Below are 18,852 nucleotides of genomic sequence, written 5' to 3' on the forward strand. Positions count from 1 at the left end.
CTCTCTATCATGGAGGACTTCCCTTTTCCTATTTCTACAAAGTGTTTTAGAACTTTATCTAAATCTTCTTTGGCTACAAGGTCCTTAAAAGATTTTTTTGTTAGCTCTTCTTTACCATATCCTGTTATTCTCTCGGTTGCTTCATTAACAGATATAACATGACCATGTAAATCTAAATGAATGATTGCATCTGTATTATTTTCAATAAGACTATTTAACTGTTGCTCACGATCTTCGATGCTTTTAATATTTCTTTGAATTAACTTATACAATAAAAATCCTGTTGCAATAACAAAAAAAATTCCTTTTTCAGTACTTATCCAAACAACATCAAGTATATTAAATTTAGGTAATATCCAATCCGTTGTAAAAATCCAAATAATACTCGATAACATATAAAGGGCTGTTATTTTAAATGAGACTCTCTTATTACAACTACCATTTTTCTGCATAATAACTCCTTTGCCAAATTGAACAATACTTACTATCAATATTATAAGATTATAAGTCTGAAAAAAACTGGAAATATAAAACATAAAAGTTCAAATATAGTTCTTGGTGTTCAGAAAACTTAGAGTAATATTATTCCATTGAAAGAGTAGGAGCTATAACTGATGATGATAATCAGTTGATTGATGTTTTATATCAGATTTCACAGAAGCTCAGTCCTGTTGATCAAGTTAAAGCTGGCGTTTCAAAGCTACTTACAACGACAGGCGAGCTAAAACAGGCGATCGACGCGGGTGATGAAGCGAAGGTGAAAGCGCCAGGACCGAAATTAGAGGGAATTTGGAAGACTTTTGAGGATGGAGTAAAACCGAGATATCCAGATCTCTATGAGCAGCTTAAAAAATCTCTGAATCCAGAAGTAGCAGGAGCCCAAGTAAGCCCTCTTGATAAACAAACGCTTGGAAAATTAAATGATCAGTTAACTTAAACATTACATGAAGCAGGCAAACTCCAATAGCCCCGGCCTGAATGCCTGGCCAAACGAGTGAACCATGGATAGGACGCCTCATAGGTTTTGAGCATTACCGCCCTCCTTAACCCAGCAAATCCTCCATAAAAACAGATCGGGCTATGCCTGATTTTCTTAAAAGTTTATTGACGAGTGCGTTTTTCAACGATACAAGAGGGGATGGCACATTTAAGCCATCCCCTCTTGTATCGTTATAAAAATCAATGAACTTGTGAGTTAAACGACATAATCCAGATGGAGCCCCCTACAATTGTAAAAACTATGATCGCGCCAAGGATTAAGGCCATAGTGTGATAGTGGGGCTTTTCACCATCTTTAACATGCATAAAGAAAAAGAGCTGCACAAAAAGCTGGAGAACAGCCATTGCCAATATCGAAAAGATGAGAATCCCTTTATTCAGTATGTGATTTAACACAAGCAGCAAAGGAATAATCGTTAATACGATGGAAAGGATAAATCCGATGACGTAAGATTTCCCAGACCCGTGATTCTCATGTTGAGACATGTTACATCACCCCCATTAAATACACGACAGTATAGAGAAAGATCCAGACAACATCAAGAAAGTGCCAATATAATCCAACGATGAACACTTTTTGTTTTGTAGCAGCGTTGATTCCGTGACGGCTGATTTGAATCATAATGGCAATCATCCAGATGAGACCGAATGAAACGTGAAGGCCGTGTGTACTAACTAATGTAAAGAATGAGGAAAGGAAAGCGTTCGTTGAAATGGTCGCTCCTTCCAAAACCATTTTGGCAAACTCATTAATTTCTAATCCGACAAATGACATGCCGAGCAGCACTGTGACGAGTAACCATCCGATTAGCGGCTTCATTTTCCCTTTATTCATGGCCAATGCCGCTAACCCGCTTGTGAAGCTGCTTGTCAATAAGATAAATGTTTCAGCTGTAAATCCAGGTACTTCAAAAAGCTCCCGTCCTGTAAAATGACCGTCAGTATGAGTACGCAGCACCGCAAACGCCGCAAATAAAGTAGCGAACAAAATACAGTCTGTTACGAGGAAAATCCAGAATCCTAATGTTGTCAACTCATGTTCATCATGACCATGAGTTGACGTATGAGAAATCGTACGTTCCATTACATTGCCCTCCCTAATGAGGCTTCAGTTCGTTTCACTTCGTCAATCGGGATGTAGTAATCCTTTTTATATTGGAAAGAGCGGGCCAACAAACAAATTCCGACACCTGTTAATCCAATCAGCCCCATCGGAACCCAGTTAAATGTAAGGCCGAATCCGGCAACAAACCAGCAGACCGCCATTAAAAATGGGATACCGGAGTTTTTTGGCATATGGATCGGTTCAAGGCTGTGGGATTGTTTCTTTGCTCCAGGTTTTTTCATTTCTTCTTTCATGACCCACCAAGGGTCTCTGTCGTTTACATGCGGAACAACGGCAAAATTGTATAGCGGGGCCGGTGATGGAATGGACCATTCCAATGTGCGCGCATCCCAAGGGTCCCCTGTTAAATCACGTTCGCCGTGTTTGATGCTGTAGAGAATCTGCCAGACTTGAAAAAGAAAGCCGATTCCCATTAAGAAAGCGCCAATTGTCGAAACAAGGTTAAACGGTGCCCAGCCCATGTCCCATCCATAGGTGTAGACACGGCGGGTCATTCCCATGAAGCCTAATGCGTATTGAGGCATAAAGCATACATAGAAACCAATATTCCACGTCCAGAAGGCCCATTTTCCTAAACGATCATTCAGTTTAAATCCAAACATTTTCGGCCACCAATAGTACAATCCGGCTAAGTAACCAAAGACGACACCGCCGATTAATACTTGATGGAAGTGGGCGATTAAGAAATAGCTGTTGTGATATTGATAGTCCGCCGGAGCGACTGCAAGCATGACACCGGTTGCTCCGCCAACAAGGAAACAAGGAACGAAGGCAAGCGTCCACAGCATCGGTTGAGTCATCCGTATTCGGCCGCGGAACATGGTAAATAGCCAGTTGAATACTTTAACCCCTGTCGGAATCCCGATGGCCATTGTGGTAATGGCAAAAAATGTATTAACATCGGCTCCTGCGCCCATCGTGAAAAAGTGATGCACCCATGTAAAATAGGAAAGCACACTAATAATCATCATCGAAAATACCATTGATTTGTAACCAAAAATTTTCTTTTTAGAAAAAGTACTTACGATTTCAGAATAAATACCAAACGCTGGAAGGACCACGATATACACTTCCGGGTGCCCCCACATCCAAATCAAGTTGACATACATCATTGGATTTCCGCCGCCTGTAGCTGTGAAAAAGTGTGCCCCAAAGAAACGGTCAACAAATAATAAAGCAAGGGAAACGGTCAACACCGGAAAAGCGAAGATGATTGTAATACAGCTTGCCAGAACAGACCAGCTAAATAACGGCATCTTCATTAATTTCATGCCTGGTGCACGCATTTTCAAGATTGTTACGATAAAGTTTATCCCTGTTGCCAAACTTCCGATCCCCGAAATTTGAATCCCCCAAATATAGAAATTTTGTCCAGGGCCCGGACTGCCGGACAGCTCGGACAATGGCGGATAACTAAGCCAGCCTGCGTCCGGAGATCCGCCTATTACAAAGGATAAGTTGAAAAGCATTGCACCAAAGAAAAACAGCCAGAAGCTTACGGCGTTTAAGAATGGATAAGCTACGTCCCGGGCTCCAAGTTGTAACGGTACCACGATATTAAATAAAGCGAACATAAATGGCATTGCCATAAATAAAATCATAATGGTTCCATGAGTAGTGAAAATCTCGTTGTAATGCTGTGATTCTAAAAAGTGAACATTTGGGAAAGCTAATTGGAGACGCATCAATAGAGCGTCCACCCCGCCTCTAAACAACATGAGGAGCGATGAGATCAAGTACATGATTCCAATTTTTTTATGATCAACGGTTGTTAGCCATTCGCGCCATAACCAGCCCCACTTTTTAAAATACGTAAGAACGAACAGAATACCAAGGGTCACTAGTACGATTGAAACATCTGCCCCATAAATCATCGGGTCCCCAGTTACAAAAAAATGGGAAGCAAAATCTTTCAATTTATCTAACATCTGTTTTTCCTCCTTCCTTTCGTCTATTTTGTCTATTTATCATGGTTCATATTGGCCATATTATCCTGATGGTCCATATCGGTCATATCATTTTGTTTCATGTGTTCTTTCATGTATTTTCCGCCATTCTTATCCACGATCTCATTAAACAGATTGGATGGATAAGAGGAAAAGTCCATTTTATCAGCCAGCCCTTTTTGCGCCAATTTGTTATATCCGTCTTTTGTTAAGGCCGGTGCTGTCTGTTTGATCTGCTTAGCCCAAGCATTAAATTCTGATTGCGGCTTTGCAATCACTTGGAATTGCATATGCGCAAAACCTTTACCAGTAAAGTTGGCGCCAGATCCAAAATACGTTCCCGGCTTGTCAGCTTGCAGCCATAGCCTCATGTCCATTCCGGGCATCGTGTATTCCTGTCCTCCTAATTGCGGCACCCAAAACGAGTTCATGGGAGCATCAGATGTTAATACGAATTGAACGGGTACTCCTGCAGGAATTTCGGCATAGTTGACAGTAGCGATTTTCTGATCCGGGTATTGGAACAGCCATTTCCAGTCAAGTGAGGTTACCTGGATTGTGATAGGTTTGACATCACTTACCGGCGGCTTCTGTAAAGCAAAAGTCGTCTTTGCCGTATAAAAGCCAAGAACGCCAATGATAATAATTGGAATACCCCACCACACGATTTCAAGCGTTTTGCTGTCATCCCAATTCGGGGTATACGGCGCTTTGTTTCCCGGCTTATCTCTGTACCGATAAACGATATATATGAGAATGGCTAAAACAGGTATAACGACAACGGCACAAAGAATCGCGGATAATACGATTAAGTGATATTCCTGTTGTGCAACCGGACCTTGCGGATGGAGAACAATATAGCGGTTATCACATCCGGAGAATAATACAGCAGCCATTGCCGCCATCAGAGAAAGCTTAGAAAAATGAAGCAGCTTTCGATTTTCCACTTGGTGCATCTCCTTTCAAAAACACAATTAGTTATAGTGATATTTCTTCGTTAAAAACAATAGCAACATAATAATAGTGTTTTTGGAATTAACCCGTCTGTGATTATAATCACAATTAAATCAAGTTCATCAATTCTCCGCATTTTCGTCACGAACTAGCCATCAATTCTCCACATTTTTGTCACAAGCCAGCCGTCAATTCCAGTCCGTCTCTATCCAGAAAGCGGTGAATAGAATAAAGAAAACCGCCAAGATTTTTTCTTGGCGGTCAGATTGATGACAAAACCGCCTTTTGAAAATGACGGTCTTATTTTTGTATTAAGTTTCGAGAAAATTGGTACGAAAGAAAAGGAATACCATTAACAAAATGAAATTTATCTCGCAAGGTTTTTAGCTGTTTCATCTTTTTTCCTTTTATTTCTTTCTAAATCCGGCGCCTTGTTGTTAAGCTAATGAGTGACGCATCTTTTACTTTTAAGAAGGCTATCGACGAGGATATCATGAAATTGGGCAAAATTACCGTATTCGAGAAAACATTCATTAGAGAAGATATAGAGGCGTTTGGCAGAATTTCCGAAGATAATGGAGAAATAAGAGCTCTAGAAGATATCAGCTATGATACCTTCCGGAGCTTTTGTCTATTATTGCGTCAAAAGTTCATGTTCTCCTTTTTGAATGTAAGAGACTTTTACCGAATTATCCTTTATATACTTTTCCAATACCGGAATTTTTTTTTGTACTTTGGCAGTGTAGGTAAAATCACCGAAGCAGTAGGGATAACGGAAATTCCTTGTAATCCCTCCGCAAGTGTACAACTGCGGATGTGCATCTACTTGTATTTTTGAATAGGCCTTCGCCAGGTCCTCACTGTGCTTAGAGCCATTGGCGGCTACATATTGGATATATCCGGGGCCCATATTATAGCTTTGTATAATGGTGGTCAAGTCTACATTCAGCTTTTTTCCAAGCTTGTACATTTGATAAAAATGAAAAACCCCCTGTTGAATGCTTACGCGTGGATCTTGAATTTCATTTCGTTTTAACCCGGCTGATTCAGAAGCCTGCATCGGGTCGTTTCCTTCTCCGCGGCTTTCTTGATACATAATAGCCAGCAATACCGGAGTAAACTCAATTAAATTGTATTTATTTAATTCTCTTTCAATATCAGGCCTGTAGGATAAGACTTTTGCTGTCGAATTTGGGGAAACGGAAGATATGTAGCGATTTAATATATGTTTAAACTTGCTGCCTCCTATTGCAAAGGGCATGAAGAAAGTAAGCAATAAGAGGAGAACAAGAAAAAGGCATCCTAATTTTTTCATTATGATCTTTCCTCCTCTTGACAATACATCGTAACAGTTTCGTGCGAGTCATTTTGGCAAGTTGTAAGCACTGCTCTCATATAAAAGCAAATGCATTTTATATTTTATAAAAAAACTTAGTGTTACTATTGTTATCGTAACATATTTTGTGAAAAGCAATGTTACATGTATTTTACAAATGCCGAGTGATTTTTGGATACGTATCTGGTATCTTTAAGATTAAAGTTTTATTATCACTATACAGATAAGTATTTTTATGTAAATTGAGGGGAAACGGATGAAAAGAGTTTTTAAGCCGAGTCTTCGTATTAAAATTGGGTTGCTTGTTTTCTTTCTTGTGATTCTTTCCATCTCTATAAGCGGCGGTATGCTGGTAGAAAAAGTATTTTCCGCCACTGAAAAAGAACTTGGGCAGCGCGCATTGTCGATTGCACGGACAGTCGCCCGAATTGAACCTGTTATTCAAAATGTCGGCTTGCCGGGAGGTTCCAGTGCTATTCAACCGATTGCGGAGGACATTCGTCTTGCAACGAACGTAGAATATATCGTTGTTTATGATATGAATCGTGTTCGTTATTCTAACCCAGTTCCTGCTAAAATAGGTTCCGTATTTACAGGGGGAGATGAAGGTCCTTCACTAGCTGAACATGCATATGTTTCCAGAGCATATGGGATTAAAGGCCCTTCCATTCGAGCTTTCGTTCCTGTCATGCATGGTGCCAAGCAAGTGGGCGTTGTTGTAGTAGGAATTATTGCACCGACGTATATCGAACTTTTTGAGGAATATGGAAAGGATATTCAAATCCCCTTTTTTATTGCGCTCATTGTCGGACTTGCAGGCGCTGTTATTCTTGCTTATAACATAAAGAAGCAGATGTTTAATATGGAGCCGGTAGAAATTGCAAAGCTATTGGAAGAACGAATTGCCGTTTTTCAATCTATAGGCGAAGGTGTTATTGCTATCGACGCGAATTATCAAATCACTGTCGCAAATCCTGAGGCTTGCCGCATATTAAACTTGTCTGCTCCAGTTATAGGGCGGAACATTTTAGAAGTCATTCCCGACAGTCATTTGACTGCTGTAATGCAGACTGGAATCGCACAGTATAACCAAGACAGAATTGTCGGCGGTGCGAGGGTTCTCATCAGTATCCTGCCTATTAAAATAGAAGGGGCGATTGTAGGGGCAGCAGCTACATTTCGCGATAAAACAGAGGTATTCAATCTTGCCGAAGAATTAACTGGAGTCAAACAATTTATTGAAGCTCTTCGGGTGCAGAATCACGAGCACAGGAATAAGCTGCATGCGATTGCGGGGCTCATTCAGTTAGGAAAGTCAGAGCAGGCACTAAGTTATGTATTCGATGTTGTATATGAGCAGGAAGAACTGGCTTCTTTTTTAACAAATAGCATTCATGACCACAGCATCTCAGGCTTGCTGTTAGGAAAGGTGAGCCGCGCAAAAGAATTGGGTATTCAATTGCATATTGAGCGTGGCAGCAGCCTAAAGGAGTTTCCCGCACAGTGGGATGTGAGCATTTTACTGGCTGTTCTAGGGAACTTATTGGAGAATGCAATGGAAGCGCTTCAAGGCCAGCCGCTGGAAGAACGAAGAATTGATTGCGGCATTTATGATTTGCCTGATTGTTTAAAGATTGTTGTAGAAGACAACGGTCCTGGTGTACCGGAAGAATTTCAGGATAAGATTTATGAACAAGGCTTCACAACAAAGGCGGGAAAAAATCGCGGAATCGGGCTCGCTCTTATCTATCGGTATGTAGAAAATGCAGGGGGAAACATCCAGTTAGAAACAGAATCGAGAAAAGGAACCATGTTCATCATCACGATTCCAAAGCAAATAAGAAGAGGGGAGAGCGAAGATGGAACAGAAAATTAAGGTTGTCATCGTTGAGGATGATCCAATGGTAATGGAAGTAAACAAACAATTTGTAGAAGACACAGGCGGGTTCAATATCGTTGGAACTGCACAGTCTGGCACAAAAGCTCTCTCTATCATTGCTGAGCTGCAGCCTGATCTTGTCATTTTAGATATTTTTCTTCCAGACATGGGAGGGCTTGAAACGCTTGTTGAATTAAGAAAGCAAAATCAGCCGATTGATGTTATCCTCGTAACAGCTGCCCGAGACTCCGAAACGATTCAAAGTGTGTTTCGGTACGGGGCTATAGATTATATTGTAAAGCCTTTCAGATTCGAACGATTTAAGAGTGCTCTTGAATCGTATAAGCTGATGCGCTCCAATTTATCAAAAGATGTATTGAACCAAGATGAAATTGATCGTCTCACGAGTGTGAAAACCTTCGGGCAAGCAGACAATCTTTCATTGTCGCTGGATGAGGTGCCTAAAGGTTTAAATGCAGTTACTTTAAAACAAGTGCTGCTTTATTTGTTAAAACAAAAAGAACCCCGCTCGGCGGAGGAAGTTGCCGAAGGGGTAGGCTTAGCGAGAGTAACTGCACGCCGTTATTTGGACTATCTTGAAAAATCGGGGAAAGTTCGCCTTGAAATCCAGTACGGTACAATAGGCCGACCGATCAATCGCTATTATATTGATCTAAAATGATGATTTTTCGCTAATCCTTAAGGGACCCGTTGTTCTTTCTTTTTTACGTAATCCTTAATGACGTTATTATTGATACTGCTTATATAGGCGTTGTACGCATCGTGGAAGGAAGCCTTCCACGATTTTTTCTCTTCTGATGTCAGCTCGTGTATGGTAAGCTCCGGTTGCTTCTGCAGCTGTGCATATTGATCTTGTTCCATTTGCACAGCAGTTGTTCTCTCCCAGTCTGTAACTTCTGTCAGTGTGTCCTCCAGCATTTTTCTTGTGTCACGCGGAATGCTGTCCCAAAATTTCTTGTCTGTTACGATAAAGTATCCCAAGTAGCCATGATCGCTTTTTGTCATGTACTTTTGCAGTGTGTACAGCTTCTTATTATTGATATTGGAAACAGTATTCTCTTCGCCTTGAAATTTCCCTTGCTCCAATGCTTGATACAATTCGTTAAAGGCAAGCACGGAACTGTCTGCGCCTACAAGTTCAAACTGATTGGCTATGACCTGGCTTGATACGATTCGAAAATTGAGTCCGAAGAAATCCGCAGGTTTTTTTATCGGCTTCTTGCTGTTTGTAATCTGTTTAAAGCCATTGTCCCATATGGCAAGCAATTTATATCCTTTCTTTTCGAATAAATGCCCCAGTTCCTTTCCGACAGGTCCATCTGCAAGTTCCCACACTTCCTTGTTGTTCTGAAAAAGATAAGGCAAATCAAATAATTGAGCCTCCGGGATGATATTTGAAAACTTTGCAGTCTGCGGTGCAATGATTTGAATATGTCCTTTTTTCAATTGATCTATCTCCTCATAGTCAGAGTACAGGCTGGAGTTGGGAAAGACCTGTACTTCTACCTTTCCGCCGCTTTTGGCTTCAACGAGCTCTTTGAATCTTTTCGCTGCAAGTCCTTTAGGCGTATTTTCACCTGTAACGTGAGGAAAGCGGATAATTAATTTTTCTTCAGGGCTTACTTGGTCGTAATCAATGGTACGAGGCGTACAGCTTGCTTCAAAAATTATGAAAAATAGGATTGCGGCAAGCTGAAGAAAACGAATGATACTTATACGGTTCAAATTGATGTAAACCTCCCATGTAAAAAGAAAATTACTGCTCAATATAAAATATCTTATCCCTATGATACATCCTTTTAAAGACCAAAAAGAACAATAAGAACTAAAAAACCATAAAATTGCCGAAATAGTCAAAAAATTATTATAATATCAACAATACTAGTATTTAAAGCGTTTTCAAAACAAAAAACAAAGGGGGTCAAATGATGTTAGCAAAATTTAAAAACTTAACTGTTCAAGTTATCACTGCAATTATTATCGGTATTTTAGTCGGACATTTCTTCCCAAAGTTCGGAACAGAATTGAAGGTATTGGCTGATGTGTTCATCAAGCTGATCAAAATGGTAATCGCTCCTATTGTATTTTTAACGATTGTCACTGGAATTGCAAGCATGGGTGATGTAAAAAAAGTAGGAAGGATCGGCGGAAAAGCATTACTTTATTTTGAGATTGTAACGACCTTCGCGTTGGCAATCGGTCTCTTAGTCGTAAACATCATCAAGCCGGGTGCAGGAATCGATACGAGTGCGGCCAAAGGCGATGTTTCCGCATTCACGAAGCAGGCTGCAGCGACCAATCATGGATTTGTCGACTTTTTCGTAAATATCATCCCTGAAAATATCATCAGCGCAATGGCGAAAGGCGAATTGCTGCCGATTCTATTCTTTGCAGTATTGTTTGGTATTTCTTTGGCGGCAATGGGCGAAAAATCGAAATCGGTTATTCAATTATTTGATAAGTTAAGCCACGGCTTCTTCGGTATCGTAAATATGATCATGAAGCTTTCTCCGATTGCCGCGTTCGGCGCCATGTCTTACACTATCGGGAAATTTGGAATCAGTTCTTTGTTCTCGCTCGGAAAGCTGATGGGGTCTGTTTATCTCACTATGTTTCTGTTCATCTTATTGGTACTCGGAGGAATTGCGAGATTTTATGGGTTCAGCATCATCAAACTTATCAAGTATATTAAGGAAGAAATCTTCCTCGTTTTAGGAACTTCTTCCTCAGAATCGGCATTGCCTCGATTGATGGAAAGGCTGAACAAGTACGGATGCTCGAAATCCGTTGTCGGTCTCGTGGTTCCTACTGGTTATTCTTTCAACCTTGATGGAACATCTATCTATTTGTCCATGGCAGCATTATTTATTGCACAGGCTTACGGGGTTGATTTGAGCATTATGCAACAGCTGACACTGCTTGGCATTTTGATGCTAACATCTAAAGGAGCTGCCGGTGTAACAGGCTCAGGATTTGTTACATTAGCTGCCACGCTTGCGGCTTTTCCGATGATTCCAGTAGAGGGAATGGCGCTTCTTCTAGGGGTAGACCGCTTTATGTCCGAAGCCCGTGCTATCACGAATCTCATCGGGAACAGCGTAGCAACTGTAGTTGTTGCGAAGATGGAAAATGAGTTCGACCCATCCTCTGCAGAAGAATCAGAGCTTGAATTTGAAAAAACAACGGCTGTCTGATCAAAATCGAATATCTCCTAATGAAAGGATATATCCTTTTCGGGAGTATGCCTTATATGAAGAAAAATCCATCCTAATCGTACAGGATGGATTTTTTCTTAGTGTCCTCGTTATCTATCTTCCTGAAGAAGGATTAGGATTTGTATTATTAGTTGTTTGTAATAAGCTCATCCCAAAACAAATTACACCGCCGACAACGGCTGGTACGATCCATCCTAGTCCAATATTGTACATCGGAAGAACGCGAGTAAAAAGATCATTTATTACTTTAATGTGTACGTTAGCTGCATTTAATCCATTAAATAAGCTGACAATGAAAGTAAAGAATAAGCTTCCTTGATAAACCGCTGCTCTTCCTTTAAATAGCGGGTGTAAAAATGTTAAAACAATAAGCACAATTGCTAAAGGATAGATCGCTGTTAATACAGGTATAGAAATAGCGATTAGTTGTGTTAATCCAACATTAGCAATAATAGCACTAAAAACAGATAAAATAACTACGATTGTTTTATAAGACACTTTTGGGAATAATTTATGGAAAAATGATGCACAAGCAGTAACAAGTCCTATACTCGTTGTTAAACAAGCTACTGTAATCATTAATCCTAATAATAATCCGCCATAAGTACCGAAATAATAGTTTGAAACGCTTGCTAAAACTTTACCACCATTGTCTAAGTGTCCTAGTTTTTCTACACTTGAAGCGCCCATATAAGAAAGAGATGTATAAATGGTAGCTAAAATTATTGCAGCTATGGCAGTTGCTTTTGCACAAACTGTAATGATTTGTTTTTTAGTTGTAGCACCTTTTGCTTTAATTGCATTAATAATGATAATTCCAAAAACGAAAGATGCAAGTGTATCCATCGTTAAATAGCCTTCTTGGAATCCTTTAAAAAACGTATGTGATGTATAATCTTGCGCTGGTGCTTGGAAAGCTCCAATTGGATGAATAAAAGCAACGATTACGAGAGTTCCAATGAACGTTAATTTAATCGGCGTTAAGATTTTTCCTACAATATCGACAATTTTCGCGGGATTGAGCGAAAAAAAGCACGTAATTCCAAAGAAAATTAACGTGAAAATAAACAAAGGTACAAAACTTGGGTCTTTTGACAGAAAAGGTGTAACTCCAATTTCAAAAGATACACTCCCTGCTCTTGGTAAAGCAAAAAGAGGACCGATAGCTAAATAAAGAACAGATGTAAATACAACGCCAAATATTGGATGGACACGATTAGCTAACGATTGTAAATCATCTTTACCTGAAAATCCAAATGCTAGTACACCAATAAGCGGTAATCCGACTCCTGTAACTAAAAAGCCTGCATTAGCTGACCATATATTTGTTCCTGCTGATTGACCAAGCATAGCTGGGAAAATTAAATTTCCTGCTCCAAAAAATAATGCGAATAACATTAAACCAATAACCACTACAAAAGAAAATGGCACTTTGTTTGACACAATAAAACCTCCGTAAAAATAATTACTTTTTATTATTATTAGAAAATAAAAATTTTCAGAAAAATATATTGAGATAATAATAAAGTACGTAACGTATTATAAGCATTCGGAATATATATTTCAATATAAAATTAAAATTTTTTCAACCCGTGATGCTAGTTCTAGATTAATTTCTTCCAATATGTATCTTATCCAGTTTGCTTTATGCTCTAGTTAATTAAAAGAGTATACGGATCCTATCGCAAGTTCGTGCCTTGTTACAGCCATCGCTCAAATGTGAGTGATGTAGAAGATATTACATGTTATCTCACTATGCTTCTTTTCATCTTGCCGGTGTGGTCGACTTGAAACTTGTGACGAAAGAGACTGAAGGGAAAGGAGCAATATTACGGTGCAGATATTAAAGAGTACGAAAGAGGGAAAATGGAAAAAATACCGTTGTAAAAAAGGCGTGCAGACTGCACGCCTTTTTCAATGATGATGCATGAATATTTCGATATACAGCCTCACAATGATCATCCCAGCTAAAGTATATGAAATGAACGGAAGAAAGCGGACTTTTCGCATTGCCTTCCACAGCATTTCGTGAAGGGTAACGTAGCTGATTGTTCCTATGGCGCTTCCCATAATTATGCCTTGTAAGTGGTTTGTCCTGAAGGGGATGCTGCTGCCGATAAAGGTTCCGGCTCCCAAAACGAAAGACAGAAGAAAAATCGTACAAATGAAAGCGGACAGCTTGAAACGCGTGAATGAAAAAGGGATGACCAAAGCTAATCCTTCAGGAATATGATGAAAAATAACTGCCAGCAAAAGTGAAGCGGCAGCTGCTTCATTTGCAGAAACGGAAGATCCGATTGCAATACCGGTAGGGATATTGTGAATACAGATGGCGAGGGAGAGGAATAAGAAAGCTTGCGATGCTTGAGGCTGTCCCCTATTTTCTGCTGAGCTATGAAAATAGGTATCTAAGATATACATAAGCAATAGCCCGAATACAAGTCCCAGTGCAGGACCTGTCGGATGATAAGAAGCAAACGTTTCTGGAACTAATTCCAAAAAAAGCAGCCCCATCAATATTCCGCCGCAGAAAGCATATAACAGATACTTTTTTTCTTCTATGATTTGTTTTGCAAAAACACCAACTGTTCCTCCCAGAAGTAAGCCTCCAAAGGCTAAAAACGCTGCCGTTATCGGCACTGCAATTTGCTTCATTTGCTCACTCTCCGTTCAATTGCTTCTTTTTTAGCATATTAGCATTTTCATTAGGGTAGTCCATTATTTTCCAATGGAAATGTCGAAATTATAATTCAATCATATATATAAACGAAACTAAAAAAATCGACAAAAAAACGTTTTTTTAGGGGAGAGAGAGCATCCGACTAAGCGTAGAAGCGGTCAAACCCTTTTCGTGGCCCATGCAGGAGTAAACCATAGAGAGGGAGCGAGCACAGTTTCCCTTTTGTTCTATATGGCAAACGACAGATATGTAGGAATAACAAAGCGGACTTATATAGAAGCGATCAAACCCTTTTCGTGGCCCATGCAGGGAGCGAGCACAGTTTCCCTTTTGTTCTATGTGGCAAACGATAGATATGTCGGAATAACAGACTTATATAGAATAAAACCCTGAGCAGATTTGCCCAGGGATGTTTGCTTTTCTAAAATGGACTAAGGATTTCATTTTACAACTTTTTGTAGAACCTGCACATCTTACAATTTTGTACGAACATCCCACAATTCAGGGAATAAGCGATGGTCGAGCACTTTCTTCAAATACCCCACCCCTGAAGATCCGCCTGTTCCGATTTTGTGGCCAATAATTCGTTCTACCGTTTTCATATGGCGGAAGCGCCATTGCTGCATCCAGTCTTCCAAGTCTACCAGTTTTTCCGCCAGTTCATAGAGATCCCAGTATGTTTTCACATCGCGGTAAACCGCAGCCCAAGCTTGTTCTACGGTAGGGTCCGCTTTGTACGGATCTGTATAGTCGCGTTTCAATAGATCGGGATTGATCGCAAATCCAGCTTTCGCCAATGCCTGGATACATACATCGTACAAGCTTGGTGCTTGATACGCTTCTTTCAATTGTTCATACAGCACTTGATCTTTCTCATAGATTTTCAGAATATGGTTCGATTTAAAACCGAGGGCGAATTCAATTAACCTATGCTGATAAGATTGAAAGCCAGATGATTGCCCTAATTCATCGCGGAACTCCAAATACTCCGCAGGTGTCAACGTGGAAAGAACATCCCACGATTGAACGATTTGAGACTGAATCTTAGAAACGCGCGCCAGCATTTTGAATGCGGATGAAACATCATCGTTTTGAATGGCCCGGGTTGCGGCATGCAACTCATGAAGAATAAGCTTCATCCACAGTTCGCTTACTTGATGGATAATGATGAAGAGCATTTCATCGTGATGCCCGGACAGTCTTTTTTGGCTGGATAAAAGAGTATCCAATTGCAAGTATTCGCCGTAAGTCATTTGATTACGAAAATCTGTGTGAATTCCTTTTTCCGTAATGATGTTCTTTTTTTCATGCAAGTGGTTTTCTGTCATGGTATTTTGCTCCTTCGTTTTAGGACTGGATGTATAAAGTAGAACCCAGGAGACGCTATACTCGCAGAGTCTCCTGTAGGCTGTTAAGAGGTTTAAACTACTTCATGGTGTTCTTTTTTATGAAGATCGCTCTGTTTCTATGCATTTACTTTTTTCCAGACTATATAAGTCCACTTTGTTATTCCGACGTATCTATCGTTTGCCATATAGAACAAAAGGGAAACTGCGCTCCCTCTCTCTCTCCCTGCATGGGCCACGAAAAGGGTTTGACCGCTTCTACGCTTAGCCAGATGATCTCTCCCCACTATAAAAAGACATTTTTTTGTTCACTTGTATATACTTTCTTAAGCTACAACTTCTCTGACATTCTCAAACTGTTTATACTGCTCTTCACTCATGATCGTTTTAATGATTTGAACTGTCTTCCATACTTCTTCATATGTGTTATAAAGAGCAACCGGTGCAAGGCGAATGCCGTTTGGCGCACGGAAATCTGGAACGACCCCATTTGCTTTTAAAGCTTTGCAAATGCGCGCCGCTTCCGCATGCTCCAAAAAGATGTGGCCGCCGCGGCGGTTATCGTCATCCGGGTTGCCCATAATAAAGCCCATTCCTTTTAATTCATGAGAGATCAGGTTCATCATATATCTCGTGATACGAAGCGATTTTTCCCGTATGCGATGAATGCCCGCTTCCGCAAAAATCTCTAAAGAACCGATTAAAGGAGCAACGCTTAATAGGTGAGGCGTCCCCATTTGGTAAGCACTTGCATCGTTTGCCTTTGTAAAAGAGTGCTCCATATCGAATTGCTTATCCTTGCGAGAGCCGAACCAGCCTGTCATCCCCGGTGTACGATCAAAATGCTTTTTATTGATATACAAACTCGCCACGCCGCCCGGTCCGCCGTTCAAATGTTTATAATTGCACCAAACCGCAAAATCGACATCCCATTTATTGAAATGATGGGGGATAGAGCCGATAGAGTGACAGCAATCGAAACCGATCAGAATGCCGCGCTTATGAGCTTCCTCTGTAAGAAGCTTCATATCAAGAATCTGCCCGCTGCGATACAAGATGCTCGGCAGCACAATCAAAGCGATCTCCTCGGTCATCGCTGCAATGATATCTTCTTCAGCAAGCATTCTGCCGTCACGGCTTTTCACGCGAACAAGATGCTCATCCGGATTTAGCCCTTTCAATTGGATTTGGCTTTGCAGAGCGTAGATATCTGATGGGAATGTCAATTCATCCGCCAGAATTTTCGTTTTCTGTCCTTCCGGCGCGTAAAACGTAGCAACTGCCTGATGAAGGTTTGTAGTGGTGGAACCGCTTACAATCACTTCTTCAGGTGCAGCACCGACAAGAGGGGCACTCATCTCTCCCAATTTTTCCGATACATAAAACCAAGGATATGCCCCTTCTGTCCAGCCGTTGATCCCGAGCTGCTTCCATGAATCAAGGATATCCAGCACAGCCTTCTCAGCTCGCTTGGAAAGCAGGCCAAGGGAGTTTCCATCAAGATAGATAGAGCCTTCTTTCATATAAAACTCGTTGCGAAAAGAAGCCAGTTCATCTTGTTGATCCAGTTTGCGCGCATATTCATAAGTGGAGTCAAAATCATAATTACTCATAGTCCCATCCCTTTCTGTCTTTATTTTCTGATTAAAAAGAATATAATAAAAAAATGACACAATGTCAATGACGTTGTGTCATTGACATTGTGTCATAATAAAAGTTAAAATATTTACAATTAAAAAGTTAATAAAAAAACTGTCTTTTTATAATGGGGAGAGAGCATCCGGCGATGTGCAGAAGCGGTCAAACCCTTTTCGTGGCCCATGCAGGGGTAAACCATAGAGAGGAAGCATACCATACTCCCTTTTGGTTCACATGGCACATGGATATGTCGAAATTATCATTCACTCATATATAATTAAAAAAGAATTGCTATAACATAGATTAATAAATATAAATCAAAGGAATGAAAGAAGATAAGATGAAGAAAATAGATACGATGTCTCCAAGAAAATTACGTTCACTTCAAACGAGAGAGAAATTATTGCAAGCAGGCCGGGATATATTCAGCGAATATGGTTTCCATAAGGCGACTATTTCACAAATTATCAAAAAAGCGAATACAGGCTACGGAACTGCTTATGTTCATTTTAAGGGGAAAGACGATTTGTTGATTCAGTTGATGGAAGAAGTAATGAATCATTTTTATGAAATTGCAGAATTATCGTTTGAACCAAAAACGAAACAAGAGGCTTATGAGATGATTGAGAAACAGACCCATGCCTTTTTGAAAATGGCGAATGAAGAACGAGCCATGATGCAGGCCATTGAAGAAGCTATTAGAATGTCGGATGAGGTTCGAATGAAATGGGAAGAAATCCGTGAACGCTTCATTCAGCGCATTGCGCAAGATATCGCATACTCTCAGCAAAACAGGCTGGCACGAACAGATTTAAATAACCAATTCATTGCGCGAGGATGGTTTTTTACAAACGAGATGTATTTGTGGGAAATTGTAAGAAATGGAAGGGATGTTCCTGTGAAGGAGATTGCGCATAATCTTACGGCGATGTATACAGGGGGATTGTATCAATAAGGATGTTTCATAGCTGCATTTTTAAATAATAAACAAAGCCTTGAGTAACTTGTGTCCCCAAGGCTTTTTGTTTTGAATTGCCTATAGGATTCAGTAAAAAATTGTAACATTTTTATCTTTTGTAGGCGAGAAGCCCCCATCCTCAAGGAATGAGAAGGGCGCAGCCCAATGAGTAGGGTGGGGATGAATTGCCTTCGGACAATCGGGATAGCTATATGCCATCCCGATTGTCCGACTGTTCGAGTGCGATCTGCAGAAGATACAGTATCATTTGTGCACGAGTGCCAAACTCTTTCTGTTCTTTGTAGAAATCCAACCTTTCCAATCGTGTGTTTGTAGCGAATGGAACATTTGTTTGTTTTTTCTCTCGTTTCCCTTTTTCTTCCAGTGTATACATGTTATACTGCTTATATGGAAAAAGGAGGTGAAGTACCATGTTAGTCAACAAGGCATACAAGTTCCGTATCTACCCCAACAAAGAACAATCCACCCTCATCAATAAAACAATTGGTTGCAGTCGATTTGTATTCAATCGCTTCCTTACCCTATGGAATGATGTCTATAAGGCAACAGGTGCAGGTTTGACGTACAACGCTTGCTCGAAACAGCTCACAGCGCTTAAAAAAGAAGTGCCATGGCTGAAAGAAGTAGACAGCGTTGCCTTGCAATCTTCCCTCAAGAACCTTGAGGATGCGTTCAAACGCTTTTTCAAAAAACAAAATGACGCGCCGCGCTTCAAAAGCAAACGAAACAAAGT

General features: G+C 40.4%; 18 protein-coding genes. 6 read left to right on the plus strand and 12 right to left on the minus strand.

What is annotated here, in order from left to right:
• Nucleotides 1-452 (minus strand): PAS domain S-box protein (locus tag H540_RS30075; RefSeq protein ID WP_034671293.1); only part of this gene is annotated, 452 nt, incomplete at its 3' end.
• A 176-nt stretch (nucleotides 453-628) separates the two neighbouring features.
• Between H540_RS30075 and H540_RS30080 the strand changes: the two genes are divergently transcribed.
• Complete coding sequence (locus H540_RS30080; RefSeq protein ID WP_051317159.1) at nucleotides 629-937, plus strand: hypothetical protein; 309 nt, start codon at nucleotides 629-631, stop codon at nucleotides 935-937.
• A gap of 242 nt (nucleotides 938-1,179) precedes the next feature.
• Here the strand turns inward: H540_RS30080 and cyoD are convergent, their stop codons facing one another.
• From cyoD to H540_RS30085, 5 genes are all read right to left on the minus strand, one after another.
• Nucleotides 1,180-1,485: a cytochrome o ubiquinol oxidase subunit IV gene (gene cyoD / locus H540_RS0117450; RefSeq protein ID WP_028401746.1), complete on the minus strand. Its 306-nt coding sequence runs from the start codon at nucleotides 1,483-1,485 to the stop codon at nucleotides 1,180-1,182.
• A gap of 1 nt (nucleotide 1,486) precedes the next feature.
• Nucleotides 1,487-2,083 (minus strand): cytochrome o ubiquinol oxidase subunit III, encoded by a 597-nt coding sequence (gene cyoC, locus H540_RS0117455; protein ID WP_051317160.1) that lies wholly within the window; start codon nucleotides 2,081-2,083, stop codon nucleotides 1,487-1,489.
• On the minus strand, nucleotides 2,083-4,053 hold the full coding sequence (gene qoxB / locus H540_RS0117460) for a cytochrome aa3 quinol oxidase subunit I (protein ID WP_028401748.1): 1,971 nt from the start codon (nucleotides 4,051-4,053) through the stop codon (nucleotides 2,083-2,085). The genes cyoC and qoxB overlap by 1 nt, the downstream gene beginning before the upstream one ends.
• 32 nt (nucleotides 4,054-4,085) lie before the next feature.
• Nucleotides 4,086-5,027, minus strand: coding sequence for a ubiquinol oxidase subunit II (locus H540_RS0117465; RefSeq protein WP_034671299.1), 942 nt, complete (start codon nucleotides 5,025-5,027; stop codon nucleotides 4,086-4,088).
• Between the two features lie 632 nt (nucleotides 5,028-5,659).
• On the minus strand, nucleotides 5,660-6,340 hold the full coding sequence (locus H540_RS30085) for a lysozyme family protein (RefSeq protein WP_051317161.1): 681 nt from the start codon (nucleotides 6,338-6,340) through the stop codon (nucleotides 5,660-5,662).
• Nucleotides 6,341-6,617: 277 nt separating this feature from the next.
• Here H540_RS30085 and H540_RS0117480 point away from each other — a divergent pair, with 277 nt between their 5' ends.
• Nucleotides 6,618-8,237: an ATP-binding protein gene (locus H540_RS0117480; RefSeq protein ID WP_028401750.1), complete on the plus strand. Its 1,620-nt coding sequence runs from the start codon at nucleotides 6,618-6,620 to the stop codon at nucleotides 8,235-8,237.
• On the plus strand, nucleotides 8,221-8,922 hold the full coding sequence (locus H540_RS0117485) for a response regulator (protein WP_028401751.1): 702 nt from the start codon (nucleotides 8,221-8,223) through the stop codon (nucleotides 8,920-8,922). The genes H540_RS0117480 and H540_RS0117485 overlap by 17 nt, the downstream gene beginning before the upstream one ends.
• 17 nt (nucleotides 8,923-8,939) lie before the next feature.
• Here the strand turns inward: H540_RS0117485 and H540_RS0117490 are convergent, their stop codons facing one another.
• A complete protein-coding gene (locus H540_RS0117490) occupies nucleotides 8,940-9,986 on the minus strand; it encodes a DctP family TRAP transporter solute-binding subunit (RefSeq protein WP_051317162.1) in 1,047 nt (348 codons plus the stop codon).
• Between the two features lie 203 nt (nucleotides 9,987-10,189).
• Between H540_RS0117490 and H540_RS0117495 the strand changes: the two genes are divergently transcribed.
• A complete protein-coding gene (locus H540_RS0117495; RefSeq protein WP_028401753.1) occupies nucleotides 10,190-11,455 on the plus strand; it encodes a dicarboxylate/amino acid:cation symporter in 1,266 nt (421 codons plus the stop codon).
• Nucleotides 11,456-11,569: 114 nt separating this feature from the next.
• Here H540_RS0117495 and brnQ read toward each other — a convergent pair whose 3' ends face one another.
• The 4 genes from brnQ to kynU all read right to left on the minus strand — a co-directional run bounded on the left by brnQ (nucleotide 11,570) and on the right by kynU (nucleotide 17,115).
• Complete coding sequence (gene brnQ, locus H540_RS0117500; protein WP_028401754.1) at nucleotides 11,570-12,919, minus strand: branched-chain amino acid transport system II carrier protein; 1,350 nt, start codon at nucleotides 12,917-12,919, stop codon at nucleotides 11,570-11,572.
• Nucleotides 12,920-13,390: 471 nt separating this feature from the next.
• Nucleotides 13,391-14,131, minus strand: coding sequence for a ZIP family metal transporter (locus H540_RS0117510; protein WP_028401755.1), 741 nt, complete (start codon nucleotides 14,129-14,131; stop codon nucleotides 13,391-13,393).
• A 498-nt stretch (nucleotides 14,132-14,629) separates the two neighbouring features.
• A complete protein-coding gene (gene kynA / locus H540_RS0117515; protein WP_425388135.1) occupies nucleotides 14,630-15,484 on the minus strand; it encodes a tryptophan 2,3-dioxygenase in 855 nt (284 codons plus the stop codon).
• 344 nt (nucleotides 15,485-15,828) lie between these two features.
• Nucleotides 15,829-17,115, minus strand: coding sequence for a kynureninase (gene kynU / locus H540_RS0117520; protein ID WP_028401757.1), 1,287 nt, complete (start codon nucleotides 17,113-17,115; stop codon nucleotides 15,829-15,831).
• 365 nt (nucleotides 17,116-17,480) lie between these two features.
• Here kynU and H540_RS0117525 point away from each other — a divergent pair, with 365 nt between their 5' ends.
• Complete coding sequence (locus tag H540_RS0117525) at nucleotides 17,481-18,095, plus strand: TetR/AcrR family transcriptional regulator (RefSeq protein WP_028401758.1); 615 nt, start codon at nucleotides 17,481-17,483, stop codon at nucleotides 18,093-18,095.
• Between the two features lie 211 nt (nucleotides 18,096-18,306).
• Here the strand turns inward: H540_RS0117525 and H540_RS0117530 are convergent, their stop codons facing one another.
• Nucleotides 18,307-18,492 (minus strand): hypothetical protein, encoded by a 186-nt coding sequence (locus H540_RS0117530; protein ID WP_028401759.1) that lies wholly within the window; start codon nucleotides 18,490-18,492, stop codon nucleotides 18,307-18,309.
• A 37-nt stretch (nucleotides 18,493-18,529) separates the two neighbouring features.
• Between H540_RS0117530 and H540_RS0117535 the strand changes: the two genes are divergently transcribed.
• Nucleotides 18,530-18,852, plus strand: a 323-nt coding sequence (locus H540_RS0117535) for a helix-turn-helix domain-containing protein (RefSeq protein ID WP_028401760.1), incomplete at its 3' end; no start/stop codon positions are given.

The sequence above is a fragment of the Ectobacillus panaciterrae DSM 19096 genome (assembly GCF_000430785.1).
In the GTDB taxonomy this organism is placed as follows: Bacteria; Bacillota; Bacilli; order Bacillales; family Bacillaceae_G; genus Ectobacillus; species Ectobacillus panaciterrae.

Excerpts from the sequence above, each read along its gene's own strand:
- cyoD (WP_028401746.1), bottom strand. The coding sequence starts at position 1,485 with ATGTCTCAACATGAGAATCACGGGTCTGGGAAATCTTACGTCATCGGA.
- cyoC (WP_051317160.1), bottom strand. The coding sequence starts at position 2,083 with ATGGAACGTACGATTTCTCATACGTCAACTCATGGTCATGATGAACAT.
- qoxB (WP_028401748.1), bottom strand. The coding sequence starts at position 4,053 with ATGTTAGATAAATTGAAAGATTTTGCTTCCCATTTTTTTGTAACTGGG.
- H540_RS0117465 (WP_034671299.1), bottom strand. The coding sequence starts at position 5,027 with ATGCACCAAGTGGAAAATCGAAAGCTGCTTCATTTTTCTAAGCTTTCT.
- H540_RS30085 (WP_051317161.1), bottom strand. The coding sequence starts at position 6,340 with ATGAAAAAATTAGGATGCCTTTTTCTTGTTCTCCTCTTATTGCTTACT.
- H540_RS0117480 (WP_028401750.1), top strand. The coding sequence starts at position 6,618 with ATGAAAAGAGTTTTTAAGCCGAGTCTTCGTATTAAAATTGGGTTGCTT.
- H540_RS0117485 (WP_028401751.1), top strand. The coding sequence starts at position 8,221 with ATGGAACAGAAAATTAAGGTTGTCATCGTTGAGGATGATCCAATGGTA.
- H540_RS0117495 (WP_028401753.1), top strand. The coding sequence starts at position 10,190 with ATGTTAGCAAAATTTAAAAACTTAACTGTTCAAGTTATCACTGCAATT.
- H540_RS0117510 (WP_028401755.1), bottom strand. The coding sequence starts at position 14,131 with ATGAAGCAAATTGCAGTGCCGATAACGGCAGCGTTTTTAGCCTTTGGA.
- kynA (WP_425388135.1), bottom strand. The coding sequence starts at position 15,484 with ATGACAGAAAACCACTTGCATGAAAAAAAGAACATCATTACGGAAAAA.
- kynU (WP_028401757.1), bottom strand. The coding sequence starts at position 17,115 with ATGAGTAATTATGATTTTGACTCCACTTATGAATATGCGCGCAAACTG.
- H540_RS0117525 (WP_028401758.1), top strand. The coding sequence starts at position 17,481 with ATGAAGAAAATAGATACGATGTCTCCAAGAAAATTACGTTCACTTCAA.
- H540_RS0117530 (WP_028401759.1), bottom strand. The coding sequence starts at position 18,492 with ATGTATACACTGGAAGAAAAAGGGAAACGAGAGAAAAAACAAACAAAT.